General features: G+C 62.9%; 11 protein-coding genes. 4 read left to right on the top strand and 7 right to left on the bottom strand.

What is annotated here, in order from left to right; translation table 11 throughout:
- Positions 1 to 38: 38 nt before the first annotated feature.
- Complete coding sequence (locus DCO45_RS00665; RefSeq protein WP_116924046.1) at positions 39 to 1514, bottom strand: hypothetical protein; 1476 nt, start codon at positions 1512 to 1514, stop codon at positions 39 to 41.
- Positions 1515 to 1918: 404 nt separating this feature from the next.
- Here DCO45_RS00665 and DCO45_RS00660 point away from each other — a divergent pair, with 404 nt between their 5' ends.
- Both DCO45_RS00660 and DCO45_RS00655 read left to right on the top strand, forming a co-directional pair.
- The gene (locus DCO45_RS00660) at positions 1919 to 3247 is read left to right on the top strand and encodes a tetratricopeptide repeat protein (RefSeq protein WP_232539360.1); all 1329 of its coding nucleotides are present in this window, start codon (positions 1919 to 1921) and stop codon (positions 3245 to 3247) included.
- A gap of 69 nt (positions 3248 to 3316) precedes the next feature.
- Positions 3317 to 4651 carry a L,D-transpeptidase family protein gene (locus DCO45_RS00655; RefSeq protein WP_165841088.1) on the top strand — a complete coding sequence of 445 codons (1335 nt, stop codon included), beginning with the start codon at positions 3317 to 3319 and terminating at the stop codon, positions 4649 to 4651.
- Positions 4652 to 4762: 111 nt separating this feature from the next.
- Here the strand turns inward: DCO45_RS00655 and cydX are convergent, their stop codons facing one another.
- The 5 genes from cydX to cydD form a co-directional block, all read right to left on the bottom strand.
- The gene (gene cydX, locus DCO45_RS00650) at positions 4763 to 4897 is read right to left on the bottom strand and encodes a cytochrome bd-I oxidase subunit CydX (protein WP_021025677.1); all 135 of its coding nucleotides are present in this window, start codon (positions 4895 to 4897) and stop codon (positions 4763 to 4765) included.
- A 29-nt stretch (positions 4898 to 4926) separates the two neighbouring features.
- Complete coding sequence (cydB, locus tag DCO45_RS00645) at positions 4927 to 6081, bottom strand: cytochrome d ubiquinol oxidase subunit II (RefSeq protein ID WP_116924044.1); 1155 nt, start codon at positions 6079 to 6081, stop codon at positions 4927 to 4929.
- Between the two features lie 4 nt (positions 6082 to 6085).
- A complete protein-coding gene (locus DCO45_RS00640) occupies positions 6086 to 7687 on the bottom strand; it encodes a cytochrome ubiquinol oxidase subunit I (protein ID WP_116924043.1) in 1602 nt (533 codons plus the stop codon).
- Positions 7688 to 7777: 90 nt separating this feature from the next.
- Positions 7778 to 9499, bottom strand: a complete 1722-nt coding sequence (locus DCO45_RS00635; RefSeq protein WP_116924042.1) for an ATP-binding cassette domain-containing protein — start codon at positions 9497 to 9499, stop codon at positions 7778 to 7780.
- A complete protein-coding gene (cydD, locus tag DCO45_RS00630; protein WP_116924041.1) occupies positions 9496 to 11226 on the bottom strand; it encodes a thiol reductant ABC exporter subunit CydD in 1731 nt (576 codons plus the stop codon). Before cydD ends, DCO45_RS00635 begins: the two co-directional genes overlap by 4 nt.
- A gap of 879 nt (positions 11227 to 12105) precedes the next feature.
- On the opposite strand from cydD, the gene DCO45_RS00625 reads away from it, so the two are divergent.
- A complete protein-coding gene (locus DCO45_RS00625) occupies positions 12106 to 12894 on the top strand; it encodes a hypothetical protein (protein ID WP_165841087.1) in 789 nt (262 codons plus the stop codon).
- The gene (locus tag DCO45_RS22455; protein ID WP_133247960.1) at positions 12894 to 13343 is read left to right on the top strand and encodes a hypothetical protein; all 450 of its coding nucleotides are present in this window, start codon (positions 12894 to 12896) and stop codon (positions 13341 to 13343) included. Before DCO45_RS00625 ends, DCO45_RS22455 begins: the two co-directional genes overlap by 1 nt.
- Positions 13344 to 13387: 44 nt before the next feature.
- Here DCO45_RS22455 and DCO45_RS00620 read toward each other — a convergent pair whose 3' ends face one another.
- A complete protein-coding gene (locus tag DCO45_RS00620) occupies positions 13388 to 14764 on the bottom strand; it encodes a TAXI family TRAP transporter solute-binding subunit (protein ID WP_116924039.1) in 1377 nt (458 codons plus the stop codon).
- Between the last annotated feature and the right edge of the window lie 30 nt (positions 14765 to 14794).

The following is a 14794-nucleotide window of genomic DNA, read 5'->3' as shown; positions in this document are numbered from 1 at the left end:
AAGGGCGGTTGTGCCAGGCGCTGCGGCTGGCCGGGTATCTATGGCGCTAATGAGCGTGCCTGCGACAGGTTGGCAAAGCTCACCGCCGCGCTGATGGTGATCAGCAGCTGGCTGGCCACGCGGCAGTCGGTAACGGGCGCCTGCAGTACGCCGCTGCTCCAGCGCTGGCGGCCGGCTTGCGTATGGGGCAGCTTGGGCCAGACCATGCGTTGGTAGCAGGTCTTGAACAGCGACTGCATGCCCGAGAAAAACTGGCTGCGCTGGGCATGGCTGGCAAACAGCGGTTGGCCATGCTGCAAAGAGCATTCCATCAGCGCGGCAGACACCCAGGGCTCGGGGTGCAGCTTGCTGTGTTCCTGGTCCTGCGCCAGGGCCTGCAGCTGCTGCCAGGCGGCATGCAGCCATGGGCTGTCGCCGTCTGCAGCGGGGCTGCCAGTGGCAGCTTGCAGGTCCGAGGGCTGCTGCCCACTCTTTTGCAGGCTCTGCAAGGCCAACTGGGCCCAGGGGGCGGTGGCACCTGCGCCGCGTACGGCCTTGCCATGGAGCTGCTGGGACAGCAGGCCGATCAGGTCGCGCAGCGGTGTGGCGCAGCCGGCGCCCGGGTAGAGGTGGACATACTGCACCAGCACGATCAGGCTCATGGCCTTGAGCAGGTCGCTGCCGCATTCATGCAGGCTCCAGCGCTGCATCTGCTCGGCCTGGTAGGCGATGGCACGGTGCACGGTCATCGACGAGCTTGGCGTTGGCGCGCTTTGGCGCTGGGTGAGCAGCAACGCATAGGTGATGCCCAGGTGGTCGACCAAGGTGCTGGCTTCGGGCCAGCTGCCGTCTTCGCTCTGGCTGCGGGCCAGCAACTCCTGCGTGGCCTGGTAGATGGCCGAGGCCGCGCTGCCGTGGCTGCTGCGGGGTGACAAGGGGTCGTGGCGGGGAAGGGTGCGCATCTCTCCGAGCGGGCTGATGTGCAGGCCTTCGAGCAGCAGTTGCCAGCGGCCCAGGGTGCTGGCGGGCACTGGATCGCTCAGCAGCTGCAGGCGGGCGAGTGCGCGCGTCATGCGGTGGCTGAGCAGCGCCAGCATCTCGGCGCGCTCCTGCGCGCTGTCGGCCAGGCTCCAGGACTGGCGCAGATCGGCCAGCGCATCCTGCGGCTCATCGCCGGGCAGCGGCAGCACGGCGGTCGCCCAGTCAATGCGCAGTTCCACGCCGGTGGCATTGAACGCCCAGGCCCATTGCCGCATGCGCGCTGCGCCCTCCGTCCAGGCCTCGGCAACGCTGGGCTGCTGGATGCTGAAGCTGGTGATGGGCAGGTTCTGCGCGGTGATGGTGAAGAACATCAGGCAGCCGTCATAGGGCTTGGGCAGATCCACCGCCTGCTGCGCCACAAAGCGCGCTGCCAGGCTCAGCTGGTGGGCCAGGCCGGGTGCGCAATGCACCTCCATGCACAGATGGCGCTCCTGCGCTTCATCAAACAGCGTCTCGCAGACCTCTGGGCTGAGCAAGGGGGCGTTGTGGGTCATGTGCAGGTCTCCGGTCTGGGGGCTGGCCTCAAGGGCAAATGCCCAGGCCTTGTCTTCATGAGTGCAACTCCTGTGCCAACGCGAAAACCGGCAGCTGTTACCTCTGTGAAATTTATTAGATCATTGTTTTAAATGAGTATTTTTATTTTTCGTACGCCATAGGTGCGGCGTAAAAGGCAGTTTTGCTCCAGTTGTTACGGAGGTGTTACGTAACGTTCGTCCTTTGTGGGGGGAGCGTTTCGCCGCCCGGCAGCCAGCCCTTGGCGCAGGCAGGGTCTGTATAATCGGGCGGTTTTTGGCGCGCGCCAGGCGGGGCTTTTTCTGCCAACGGATGTGTGTACAGATACGCAAGATTTCTGGCTGTTTTCTGCGGCTTTTGGTCCACTGCAACGAGAAAATCCCCCATGCAAAGTGCTTTCCCAGCGCGCTCTACCCTGCGATCCCTGGTGCCCGTCCTTTTTCGCCAGCGCTGGGCGGCGGTGTGCGTAGGTGTGCTGATGGGGGGCGCTGCGCTGCAGGCGCAAGCCGCGCCCACGTCGCCTGCATCGCCCGCTGTGGCGGAAGTGAGCCAGTTGCTGCAGCAGGGCAAGGCAGCGCAAGCCGCCAAAGAGGCCGATGCCTACCTGCGCAAGCAGCCCGGCGATGTGGAAATGCGCTTTTTGCGCGGCGTGATCGCGACCGAGCAAAAACAGCATGCACAGGCGATCAAGATCTTCCAGGAGCTGACCCGCGATTACCCCGGCATGCCCGAGCCCTACAACAACCTGGCCGTGCTGTATGCCGCTGATGGCCAGGACCGCAAGGCCGCGCAGGCGCTGGAGCAATCGATGCGCACCAACCCCAGTTACACGACGGCGCATGAAAACCTGGGCGACCTCTACGCCCGCATGGCCAGCGATGCCTATGCCAAGGCGCTGCAGCTCGAAGGCGCGCCCAAGCAGACGGCCCCCCAGCTGGCGCTGATCACGCAGATTGTCCCGGCCTCGCTCGCCAACGGAAAGAACGCGCTGGTGCAGGCCCGAGCCGATGTGCCGCCCAAACCGGTGGCGCCCCCGCCACCGCCGCCAGCACCTGCGCCTGCGCCGGTGTCAGCGCCCGCACCAGCACCAGCCCCTGTTGCAGCGCCCAAACCGCCTGCGCCTAGCCCTGCACCGGCTGTTGTAGCCCAAGCGGCATCCACGCCGGTTCCGGCGCCCAAGGCGGCTCCGGCACCTGCGCCCACGCCAGCAGCCGCTCCGGCGCCTGTGCCTGCTGAGCCCGCCAAGGCTGTGGCAGCCAGTGCTGTGGCAGCCAGTGCTGTGGCAGCCAATGCTGTGGCAGCCAGCGCCGCCGCCCCAGCCGCCAAACCGGCAGCACCTGTGGCCGAGACCAAGCCCAAGCCAGCGCGTGATACCGCCAAGCTCGATGTGGAGCGCGCCGTCAACAGCTGGGCCACGGCTTGGGAGAAGAAGGACATGCCCGGCTACCTGGCCGCCTACAGCGACCATTTCAGCCCAGCCGGTGGCGGCAGCCTCAGTGCCTGGAAGGAAGAGCGGCGCCAGCGCATTGTCGGCAAGCAAGCGATTGTGGTGAATGTGCGCAATCTGCAGGTCAGCGTGGAGGGCGAGCAGGCAACAGCCAAGTTCCGCCAGTACTATGCGGCCGGCGCGCTCAAGACCACCACCCGCAAGACCTTGGTGATGCGACTGGAAAAAGGCCATTGGCGCATCATGCGCGAGACCACGGGCGGCTGATCGCTCCGCGCTGCACAGGCTATGATCGGCGCTGGTCCGCACAGAAGTCAGTTGAAGGAATCACAGGCTATGCCTTTTTGCAAGCAGTTTTGGCGCTCGGGCGTTGGTGCAGCCGTGGTGGCCGCGGCAGGTGCGGCGCTGGCTGCTGGCTCGCCGGCCACGCCGCGCGCTGCTGCCCAGGCAAAGACGGCCGCTGCCGCCAAGGCCCGCCAGCCCGATGCCGAAGAGCGCCTGGTGCAGATCATTGCGCTGGTGCAAAACCAGCAGCTGGACCAGGCCCTCAAGGCCGCCGCCAGCCTGACGGCCGATGTGCCGCATTTTCAGGCCGCGCAGCTGGTGTATGCCGATCTGCTGCGTTTTCGCTCGGGCCAGCCCGGGGCATTGACGCCCGCTGCGGTGGCCCAGCGTGCCATGGTGCTGCCCGTTAAACATATACCCCTGCCGCAGGCCGGCGCAGCGGTGCCGCCCACGCCCGCTGCCAACGCCCAGGGCGGGCAGACCCTGGAGCAGCTCCAGGGTCTGCAGGACGAGATCCGCCGCCGCATGCAGGGCGCCCAATCGCTGCCGGCCGCCGGTCAGGTGCCTGCGGAGTTTCTGTCGCTGTCACCCTCGGTGCGCCAGGTCATCGCCATCGATGCCAGCCAGTCGCGCCTCTACCTGCTGCGCCATGACCAAGGCCAGCTGCAGCTTGTCGACAGCTTCTATGTCTCCGTCGGCAAGCTGGGGGTGGGCAAGCTCGAAGAGGGCGACCAGCGCACCCCCGAAGGCATCTACTTTATTGGCCGCCAGATTGCCGGCCAGCGCCTGCCCGAGTTCTATGGCAAGGGTGCTCTGACCCTGAACTACCCCAATGACTGGGACAAGGCCATGGGCCGCTCGGGCAGCGGCATCTGGCTGCATGGCGCGCCGCCGGACCAGTTCGCCCGCCTGCCGCAGGCCAGCGATGGCTGCGTGGTGCTGGCCAACCCCGATCTGCTTGCGCTGATGCGCACGGTGGACAAGCTCACGCCGGTGCTGATCCGCGAGAAGCTGCAGTGGGTGGCGCCAAGCGATGCCTCGCACCGCCAGAGCACTGACGCTTTCACGGCCGTGCTGCAGCAGTGGCACCAGGCCTGGATGCAGGACGACCCCCAGCGCGCCTTGCAGCTGGCCACGCCGCAATGGACGGCCTCGTCCGAAGGCCAGGCCTGGCAGACACGCATGGCCGCGCTGTTCAAGGGCCGCAGTGTGGAGCTGCAGGACATCTCTACCTACGGCTGGAAAGACGACAAGGGCGAGATTCGCGTGGCCAACCTGAAGCTCAAGAGCCGCGAACAGGCGCAGCCCTTGTCGCTGCGCCAGTACTGGCGCAAGGTGGGCAAGGACTGGCGGCTGTTCTCCGAAGATCTGCAAAACCAGGGCTGATCGCTCTTAGAACAGGTTCTTAGCCCATAGCAAAAGGCCCAAACCAAGGTTTGGGCCTTTGTGCGTTGAGAGCCGTGGCGCTGTGCCAGGCTCAGGGGCTTGTGCCGCAGCTCAGTGCTGCGAGTCCGGGTCGTCCAGCAGCTGCTGGCGCAGCTTCTGGTCTTCGGTCATCTCAAACCACATGGCGTTGAGCACCGCAAAGGCGGCGGCCAGCGGCAGGCCGAGAATCCAGGAGAAATACCACATAGTCGAATCCTTTCTGTGTGCAGCGGCGCTCAGTAAGCGTGGCCGTTGCCGTCGTTGATGTCCTTGGCATTGACCTTGCCCCAGAGGACCGAGTAGACCCAGCTGGTGTAGGCCAGGATCAGCGGCATGAAGATGAGGGTGCAGACCAGCATGATGAACAAGGTCATGTGGCTGGACGACGAATCCCAGACCGTGAGGCTAAAGCGCGGGTCCACCGACGAGGGCAGGATCATCGGGAACATCGAAGCGCCCACGGTCAGGATGATGCCGGCAATGCCCAAACCGCTGCTGATCATCGCCAGACCTTCCTTGCGGGAGCGGAGCAGCACCGCAGCGATCAGGCAGCCAAGCACGCCGAGGATCGGCGCAGCCATCGTCCAGGGGTGCTGCTGGTAGTTCTGCATCCAGGCGCCGGGCGCGTGGGCTGCGGTCTTGAACAGCGGGTTCGACGGGCCGGTAGTGTTCAGCGCCGAGGTGATGCTGTAGCCGTCAACAAACTTCCACAGCACGATGCCGGCGAGCACGAACAGCACAGCAGTCACAACCGCCGAGATGCTGCCCACGGTGCGGGCACGGGCGGCAATGGCGCCTTCGGTCTTGATGCACAGCCAGGCCGCGCCATGCATCAGCAGCATGGTGACGGAGATGAGGCCAGCGAGGATCGCGAAGGGGTTGAGCAGGCCAAAGAAGCTGCCGTCATAGTGGATATAGAGCTCAGGCGTCAGGCGGAAGGGCACGCCCTGGAGCACATTGCCCATGGCCACGCCGCAGATCAGCGCGGGGATAAAGCTGCCGGCAAACAGCGCCCAGTCCCAGCGGCTGCGCCAGGCGGGGGACTCGTTCTTGCTGCGGTACTTGAAGGCGACCGGGCGCAGGATCAGACCGATCAGGATCACGAACATGGCCAGGTAAAAGCCCGAGAAGGACACCGCATAGAGCTGCGGCCAGGCGGCAAAGATGGCGCCACCGCCCAGCACCAGCCAGACCTGGTTGCCTTCCCAGGTGGGGCCCACGGCATTGATGATGACGCGGCGCTCCAGGTCGTTCTTGCCCAGGAAGGGCAGGAGCATGCCGGTGCCCAGGTCAAAGCCATCCATCACGGCAAAGCCGATCAGCAGCACGCCCAGCAGGACCCACCAGATGACACGCAGGGTGTCGTAGTTCAAAAGTGTATGCAAGATCATGGTGTTACTTTCCCGAATAGGTGGGTTGCGCCGTGGCGATCGAAGCATAGCTCAGCGGCTGCGGATCGCGCTGCTCGGGCTCGAGCTCGGGGCCCTTTTGGATGGCCTTGAGCATCAGCTTCATCTCGATGATCAGCAGCACCGTGTACAGCGCCACAAAGCCCAGGATCGTGATCAGCAAGGTGGTGACGCCCAGGTTGGACGCGGCCACAGCGGTGGGCAGCACGCCTTCGATGATCCAGGGCTGGCGGCCAAACTCGGCGACGAACCAGCCGCACTCGATCGCAACCCAGGGCAGCGGAATGGACCATACCGCCACCCACAGCAGCCAGCGGCGGTTTTCCAGCTGGTGGCGCGAGGCGAGGTAGAAGAATGCAGCCGTCAGCACGATGAAGAACATGCCCAGCGCGACCATGATGCGGAAGGTCCAGAACAGCGGAGCCACCTGCGGAACCGTGTCCCAGGCCGCCTTGGCGATCTGTGCGTCGCTGGCCTGGCGCGGGTCATCGACATAGCGCTTGAGCAGCAAGGCATAGCCCAGCGACTTGCCATTGGCCTCGAACTGTTCCTTGAGCTCGGGCGAGATCGTGGTCGTCGAGCCGGCATCGCGGATTTTCTCCAGCGCGTCATAGGCCTTGATACCGTCGCGGATCAGCACCTCGGCGTGCTTGACCAGGTCGTTGATGCCCTGCAGCTCGGTATCGAGCGAGCGCGTGCCGATCAAGCCCATCGCCCATGGGATATGGATCGCGTAATGGGTTTCGCGCGCTTCCTGGTCAGGAAAGCCAATGGCGGTGAAGGCGGCCGGTGCAGGCTCGGTCTCCCACATCGCTTCAATGGCAGCGAGCTTCATCTTCTGGTGCTCGCCCGACAGGTAGCCGGACTCATCACCCAGCACCACGACTGACAGTGAGCCGGCCAGGCCAAAGGCGGCGGCCACCGTCATCGAGCGCTTGGCCAGCGCCACATGGCGGCCCTTGAGCAGGTACCAGGCCGACACGCCCAGCACAAAGATGGCTGCGCAGACATAACCGGCAGAGACGGTGTGCACAAACTTGGCCTGCGCCACCGGGTTGGTGAGCACGGCGGCGAAGTCATTGACTTCCATGCGCATGGTCTGCGGGTTGAAGACCGCGCCCACCGGGTTCTGCATCCAGCCATTGGCGATCAGAATCCACAGCGCCGACAGATTGGTGCCCAGGGCCGTGAGCCAGGTGACGATCAAGTGCTTGACCGGCGAGAGCTTGTCCCAGCCAAAGAAGAACAGACCGACAAAGGTCGCCTCCAGGAAGAAGGCCATCAGCCCTTCGATGGCCAGCGGGGCGCCAAAGATGTCGCCCACATAGTGGCTGTAGTAGCTCCAGTTCATGCCGAACTGGAACTCCATCACCAGACCGGTCGCCACGCCGATGGCGAAGTTGATGCCAAAGAGCACGCCCCAGAACTTGGTCATCTGGCGCCAGATGACACGCCGCGTCATCACATAGACCGTCTCCATGATGGCGATCAGCATGGACAGCCCCAGGGTCAGGGGAACGAAGAGAAAGTGGTACAGGGCTGTGAGTGCAAACTGCAATCTTGATAGCCCGACGATGTCGAGATCCATGAACTGGTCCTTCCGTGTTGTAAGTGCTCGATCTGGTAGAAAAACTACGTGGGTTCCAAACTGACAAATACCTGTGTTGCGTGAACCGGGCTAGCCAGGCCGCAATCGCTGCAACAGCGCTTCAAACTCCGCCGTGCCCTTGCGCGCTTGTGCCATGCTTTCTTGCAAGGGGGCGATCCAGACAATGCGGTCGGCGTGGCGTGCCTCGCGCTGCAAATGGCTGGCCATCACGATGGCGCCCTGGCCGCTGGCGGCCCGCTTTGCATGCCATTGCGCAATCGCGTGCATCACCTGGGCGGCGGTCTGGCGGTCCAGGCCTTCGGTGGGTTCGTCCAGCAAGCCCAAGGGCGCTGGGTGCAGCAGCAGGCGGGCCAGCGCCAGGCGGCGCGATTCGCCCCCCGACAGGCCCGCGCCCTGGCTGCCCAGGGGCGTGTTCAGTTGCCCCAGCAGGGCGCCGATGACATCGGCCAGGCCTGCCGTTTGCAGTGCGGCCCACAGCTCGGCATCGCTGGCGTCAGGCCGGCCCAGGCGCAGGTTGGCGGCCACGCTGGCCTGGAACAGCTCCGTGCGCTGGGGCAGGCTGGCGCATGGCTTGCGCAGCACCTGGCCGGCACTGGGTGCCAGGTCGCCGGCGATCAGCGCCATCAAACTGGATTTGCCCGCGCCGCTGGGCCCTGCCAGCACCAGCCATTCGCCATCGGCCACTTGCAGATCGATCTGCTGCAGCAAGGCGCGGGCGCTGCCCGGGTGTTGAAGGCCCACGGCCTGCATGTCGACGGCCAGACCGGCTGCCGGTGCGCGGTCGTCTGTGGCGGCGGTGTGGGCCGGCGTATCGAGCAGCGGGGCAATGCGGCGGGCAGCGAGCAAGGTGCGGCCCGCTTCCATCGCACCACGGCGGATGTGGACGAGCGGCTCCAACGCCGCGAGCAGCAGCAAGGTGGCCAGCGCGGCAATGGGCGCGCCAATCTCGCCCTTCTGCGCAAGCCAGGCCGCGCAAAGCAGCGCAGCAGCGGTGGCGCAGTGGCCCAGCATCGCCATGGCAACGGCCACCTGCGATTCCAGCCGGTTGAGGCGGATATCGGCAGCCCACTGCTGGCGCTCTGCCGCAGCAATGCGGGCCATCTGGCGCTGCAGGCTGCCAGCCATCACCAGCTCGGTCTGCGCGCCCACCGCATCAATCACCTGGGCCCGCAGTTGCTCGCCGGCAAAACTGCGGCGCAGCGCGGTCATAAAGCCCTGGCGCACACACCAGGCCACGCAGGCCAGGCCACCGGCCAGCACCATGGCGCCCACCAGCAGGCCGCTTTGCCAGTTCAAGAAGATCGTTAAAGCCAATGCAGTCACGCAGGCGCTGATGAGCAGCGATACGGCGGGGGTGAGCAGGCGCAGGTAGACGGCATCCAGCGCATCGATGTCGGCGGTGAGGCGGTGCAGCAGGCGGGCAGGGCGCTGGCGCAGAGCCAATGCGGTATCTGCGGCGGCCAAGCGCGAGAACAGCTGCACCCGCAGGGCGGCCAGCACGCGCAACGTTGCATCGTGGGTGACGACCCGGTCGCTGTAGCGCGCGCCGGTGCGCAGCATCGAGAAAAAGCGCACGCCCGCGCCGGGCGCAAACACATCAAACACCACGGCCGTGGCGGTAGAAAGACCCGCCACATAGGCCGCGGTGAGGAACCAGCCCGACAAGCCCAGCAGCGCCATGCCGGCGCACACGGTGATCGCAGCGAGCAGACTGCCCAGCAGCATGCGCCGGCGGTAGGGCGATTGCGCAAACAGCTGGACGATGGGGCGCAGCGCGTTCCAGGCCTTCATGCGATGCTCCTCATGGCGGCGGGCAGGCCAGCGGCAATGGGCGGCTGGCTGCCATCGAGCGACAGCACCCGGTCCATGCAGGCGGCCAGAAGCGGATCATGGGTGGCCACCACCAAGGTCGCGCCGCGCGCTGCCAAGGCCAGCAGGCCCTGGCGCACAAACTGGGCGGTCTCGGCATCCAGATGGGCCGTGGGCTCATCGGCCAGCACCAGGCGGCAGCCAGGCGTGGCGGCTGCGCGTGCCAGGGTCAGGCGCAAGGCCTCGCCACCCGACAGGCCCAGGCCCCCGTCGCCCACCACGGCATTGCCGCGCAAGGCCAACACGGGGCCCAGGGCCGCGCTCTGCACCGCTTGCTGCAGTGCGGCCTCGTCGATATCTCGGCCCAGGCGAATGTTGTCCACCAGGCTGGCGGCCAGCACATGGGGCTTTTGCGCCACCCAGGCCATGCCGCTGCGCAGGCTGGCGGCGTGGGCTGCATCCATGGCTTGGCCATCGATGAGGATGCTGCCAGCGCTGGGCGCTGCCAGGCCCGCGATCAGCGCCATCACCGTGGATTTGCCGCTGCCGCTTTCGCCCCACAGCGCAACGCGGTCGCCAGCGGCAATCTCTGCGCTGAAAGCCTTGACCACCAAGGGGCTGTCGGCACTGTATTGAAAGCTGAGGTCTCGGATCGTCAGCGCGGCAGCCGCTGCGGTGTTGGCGCTGGCCGCGCGGTCCTGGTCGCTATCGCCACCACCCACCAGCTGCGGGCCAGACTGCTGCAGCGCTTGCAGTGCCTGCTCGGCCGCCACACCTGCGGCCTTGTCATGCCACACGGCCGATAGCTCGCGCAGCGGCTCAAAAAATGCCGGGGCCAGCAGCAGCACAAACATGGCCTGGGCCAGCCCTAAGGTGCCGCCCCAGCTGCCAAACGGGATCTGGCCCAGCAGATGGAACCCGACATACACAGCGACCAGGGCCACGCCCAGCGCGGAGAAAAGCTCCAGCACTGCAGAGGACAGAAACGCAATCTTGAGCACGGCCATGGTGTTGGCGCGCAGCTGCTCTGCCGCACCGGCCAGCTGTTGCGCAACTTGCCCGACCGCACCCAGACCGCGAATACTGGCCAGGCCCTGCAGGCGATCGAGCAAAAACTGGTTCAGGTTGCCGACATCCTGCAAATGTTTTTTGCTGGCCGCCTCGGCCCGCCAGCCCACCAGCGCCATAAAGATGGGGATCAAGGGCGCGGCCACCAGCAGCACCAGGCCCGCCACCCAGGACAGGCTGAACACACAGACGAGGATGACCAGCGGCACCACCATGACCTTGGTGCGCGCTGTCGTGTAGCGAGCCCAGTAGGGCGTGATGTGGTCGGCCTGCTCGTTGAGCACACTGGCCGCCAGCCCGGCCGATGGGCGATGCGGGTGCAGGGGCGAGTGCAGCGCCAATGCCTGCAAGGCCTGCAGCCGCAGCTGCTGCGTGTGGGCGCGCGCTGCGGCAAAAGCGCGGCGCAGGCCATAGCCATCGACCAGGGCCCGCAGCAAGCCCAAGGCCAGGAACAGGACGCAAGCCTTGGCCAATGTCGACCAAGCCGCTTGCTGGTGGATCGCCTCAATCCCCCAGGCTATCACTGCCGCCTGCGGCAACCACAGCAAGGCTGCCAGCACCTGCCACCACGCGCCCTTCGCAGAGGGGCGCGTTGCCACAGCAGGGCTGCTGGCGGAGGAGGTGGCGCGGGTGGATGGCATGGGGTAAGTTTTTAGTTTTCAGAAATTCTTGAAACTATTGTATATCCAAGATACTCATTAATTCAATTTATCGAATACCTGATAGGAACTACGTTGATTGAAGCCGCTGGACTTGACGGGCCGTGCTCAGGCGTCAATTGCTATGAAATTAGGAGCATTCAACGCCCTGAAAACATAGTGAATGCGGAAATTGCCGTAAACCCCAGAGCCTTCAGTTCTGGCTGCTGCCTGGCGTTTTGAGCCCGCTTTGCCAAACGCTTGAGCCGATTGTGTTGCCTAGAGTGTGAACAGAGCTTGCTGTAAGTCAAGAACAGCGCGGGTTCTCCCTAGGGGGTGGGCTGGGGGAGATTGGGCGTTGTGTGGGGGCGACTGGAATCGTAGCCAACTCGCAAAACCAGGGAGACAAGTCTGGGTGCGCGCAGAGCGAAGTCTGTCCGCTCAGGATTGAGTGGCGATGGCTCCAGATGACAGTGACCGTTGCTTTCGGAAACCAAGTGGGAGAAGTATCCCAAGCTTTGAGAGTTGCTAGTTCTAGAAAAGCAGGCGGCTTTGTATGGCAGAGCAAGTTGAAGCCAAGTAGCTCAATGACGTGCGTCTAGCCGACGTACCAAGCGCAATTTCAAGGTTCTCTCGCCGCGAGATTGGATACAGATAGGTGCTCGTCTCTTTAGCAGATCTCCGACGCTGTCCAAATTCTTGCAATTTTTTGTCAAACAGATTATTTGGATAGAAATATTTAGCAGACTAATGATTATCTCGAATTGTCGGAATTTATGAATGAATTAGACTTTTAGAGTTTGCTGGCTTTGGTGTAGATTTGCTCGATGCCAAGGTTTGCAAAAAATCTCAGCTGCTTAATTTTGAGAGGATAAGAAATTGGTGTATTTTAAAATTCCAGGTCCACTCGGCGTGCGTGAGCATAGTAATAACCACGATGGGTCGTTCAGCAATAAATTCTTCCACAATGGCGTTCATCAATCTCCTAGTCAGGGCTCTGATGGTGCAGTGGCGGACCTATATTTTCCGACGCCGTTAGCTCACAAGATAGCAAATTCTGATATTTCTGCTGGATTAATGTGTGAACAGCTGAGTGAAGCAGAATTTTCAGTGCTGGTGATGGCTCTTTGCCAAGATGCAATTGCCTTGGCGGAGCAAAGGCAGGCAGAACTTCAACACTGGGATGCTGCGGCAAAAAAGCGTACATGGATTTGGTTTAATTCTTCAAGCGATGAGCTCAGAGATTTTTTGCTAAAGGGTATTGCTGCAACCATTGTGAGCTTACGAGCGCTAAGGGCGAAAGATTTCGTTCAGTATTCCGAGGAGAATATAAATCTAGGTTCGTGCCGCGGGTCGGTAGTTGATCCTGAGGCCGCAGCATCGGTTTGCCCAGTGGATATCACTAACAAGAGAATTATGATCGCGCCAAAATTTTGTGGTCTGAGCAGAGATAAAAGAAACCCATATAATGGAGAGATCGGAGATGGAGATAGTCAGCTGTTGACTCTCGTGCATGAAGTCACCCATTTCAAAGACGTGTTTGGTTCCAATGATAATTTTTATAGTACCTTTAGATCTATTAAGTATGTAGAGGATCCTGGTATCCGTTTTAATGCGGATAGCCTTGCTGCTTATATTATTGGCACTAACCCAAGAAAGGAGCGCTATTGATGCTAAATCCATGCAGTTGGCCCAAAAGAGCTGCCGTTTCACTGCTGCTCCTGTTTGGAGTATCATCAGTTTCTGCTTGCTCACTGATTGGGTTGCAGCATGAGGTGAAATTTCATGCGAATGATTCAAGCCTTGGTAAAAGTGAGGCAGTTGCGCTTGCTAGATGGTTTGTCCATCAAAGAGATATAAGGCCCAATGATGAAGTTGACATTGTGTCCATGTATCCAGCGGGAGATAAAATGTCGGAGCAACTCTCTCAGGGAAGAATGCAAAATATTGCGAAAATCATAGCTACCTTGAATACCGATGAGATTAAGGTAGTTTTGAATTCAGGGGAGGGGCAGCAGGATGCAACAGGACCCTTAGGTTATGTGTATAACGAAGTACTTGTGGTAATGGCACCTTCCTGCTCAAGGACTGGCACCTGTTGCGGTATCACTGTGAAGTAACGGACGCATGCGGCAATCCAGATTCATCTGGTTGCCGCTCTGCATCATTCAGCCTGAATCACGGCGTCAGTTCCTGCCCCCTGCTGCTCCAGCTTCTGCAACACCCAATGAATATGGCTACGCAGCGCATACAACTCATCGGCATACGACAGCGGCACAGTAATTTTCTCGACCTTGCGGCTCAGTTCCAGCAATTCGGCCTGGATGCTCGCGCGGTCGGGGTTGGGTTGCTCCATCTCGTGCTCGATGGCACGCAGCTGGCCGTACCACTTGAAGACGCGGGAGCGCACGCGGAACTGGTAGAGGGGGGGCACGACCCGTGACAGCGGCAGCATGAAGGCCAGCAAAACACCCAGCACCAGCCACATGCGCTCGACCAGGTTGGCGAGCCAGAAGGGCAGGTAGCGCTGCAGCAGGGGGGCGGGTTCGTTGATGGCGCGCACGCCTTCGGGGGCGACGGCCAGTTCGCTGCTGCGGGTGTTGGGAAAGTCGCGTGCGCGGTTGAACCAACCCGCCTGGCTGTGGATGCCTTGCGAGGCCTGGGCGAACAGCTGCTTGATGGCGGGGTGGGTGTCATCGCGGGCCAGCAGCGAGGTGGTGGAGGCCAGCAGGTGCACGTTTTGCGGCGGCACATTGGCGGCAAGGTCGACAATGCCGCGCGGTAGGGTGACGGGGCTGAGGAACCTGAACTTGCGGCCATAGGCCTCGTTTTGCGGAAAATCCATCAGCTGCACGCCGGGGGTCTTCAGCAGCATCTGCACCATGGGCGATTCCGGCGCGGAGACCAGCACCATCGCATCGATCTTGCCATCCAGAAACGCGACGGTCGCAGGCGTCTCAGCCAGGTGCGACACACGCAGCTGGGCCAGATTCAGGCGGTTGGCCTCCAGCAACTGGTTGAACAGATTGGGCACGCCGCTGCCGGCAGTGCCGACATTGATGCGCCAACCGGCGAGCTGGGTGAGGCTGTTGAGGTGGGGGCGCTTGGTCAGGCGCTGGGCCGAGTCCGTGCGGTAGAACAGCCAGACGGGCTCGACAAACAGCGCGCCCAGCGAGGTGAGGCTGTCGAGGTCGTCCTCGGTCAGCTCGGCGGTGCCGCCTTGCACAAAGGCCAGATCGACCTTGCCCTCGCGCAGCAGCTGCAGGTTGTCGAAGGAGCCTTCGCTGCCGACGAGGTCGACGCGGATCTTGTTCCTGGCCAGGGGGGTGCGGTACTGCTCGCCAAAGCTGGCGTAGGCGCTTTGGGCCGGGCCGGTGGCCAGCTTGACCTGCGAGGGCGGGTTGGGCTTGAGCCACCCGTAAGCCCCCACGATCAAGGCCACGGCCAGGATGACCAGCGGCCCGCCGGAGACCAGCGCATCGCGGATATTGAGCACCAGGGTGATCAGGGTTTGGCGCAGCCCGTAGGCTTTTTGGCGCATCGACGTGGATCGGTCACCCATGGTGTGTGG

Source organism: Comamonas sp. JNW, assembly GCF_003105075.1.
GTDB classification, from domain to species: domain Bacteria; phylum Pseudomonadota; class Gammaproteobacteria; order Burkholderiales; family Burkholderiaceae_C; genus Comamonas; species Comamonas squillarum.
The sequence above is the reverse complement of the archived record's forward strand: the minus strand, read 5'-3'. Positions and strand labels throughout refer to the sequence as shown.

Bases quoted from the DNA above. Each gene is read 5' to 3' on its own strand.
- DCO45_RS00655 (WP_165841088.1), top strand. From the start codon at position 3,317: ATGCCTTTTTGCAAGCAGTTTTGGCGCTCGGGCGTTGGTGCAGCCGTG.
- DCO45_RS00620 (WP_116924039.1), bottom strand. From the start codon at position 14,764: ATGCGCCAAAAAGCCTACGGGCTGCGCCAAACCCTGATCACCCTGGTG.
- cydX (WP_021025677.1), bottom strand. From the start codon at position 4,897: ATGTGGTATTTCTCCTGGATTCTCGGCCTGCCGCTGGCCGCCGCCTTT.
- DCO45_RS22455 (WP_133247960.1), top strand. From the start codon at position 12,894: ATGCTAAATCCATGCAGTTGGCCCAAAAGAGCTGCCGTTTCACTGCTG.
- DCO45_RS00635 (WP_116924042.1), bottom strand. From the start codon at position 9,499: ATGAAGGCCTGGAACGCGCTGCGCCCCATCGTCCAGCTGTTTGCGCAA.
- cydB (WP_116924044.1), bottom strand. From the start codon at position 6,081: ATGATCTTGCATACACTTTTGAACTACGACACCCTGCGTGTCATCTGG.
- DCO45_RS00665 (WP_116924046.1), bottom strand. From the start codon at position 1,514: ATGACCCACAACGCCCCCTTGCTCAGCCCAGAGGTCTGCGAGACGCTG.
- DCO45_RS00640 (WP_116924043.1), bottom strand. From the start codon at position 7,687: ATGGATCTCGACATCGTCGGGCTATCAAGATTGCAGTTTGCACTCACA.
- DCO45_RS00660 (WP_232539360.1), top strand. From the start codon at position 1,919: ATGCAAAGTGCTTTCCCAGCGCGCTCTACCCTGCGATCCCTGGTGCCC.
- cydD (WP_116924041.1), bottom strand. From the start codon at position 11,226: ATGCCATCCACCCGCGCCACCTCCTCCGCCAGCAGCCCTGCTGTGGCA.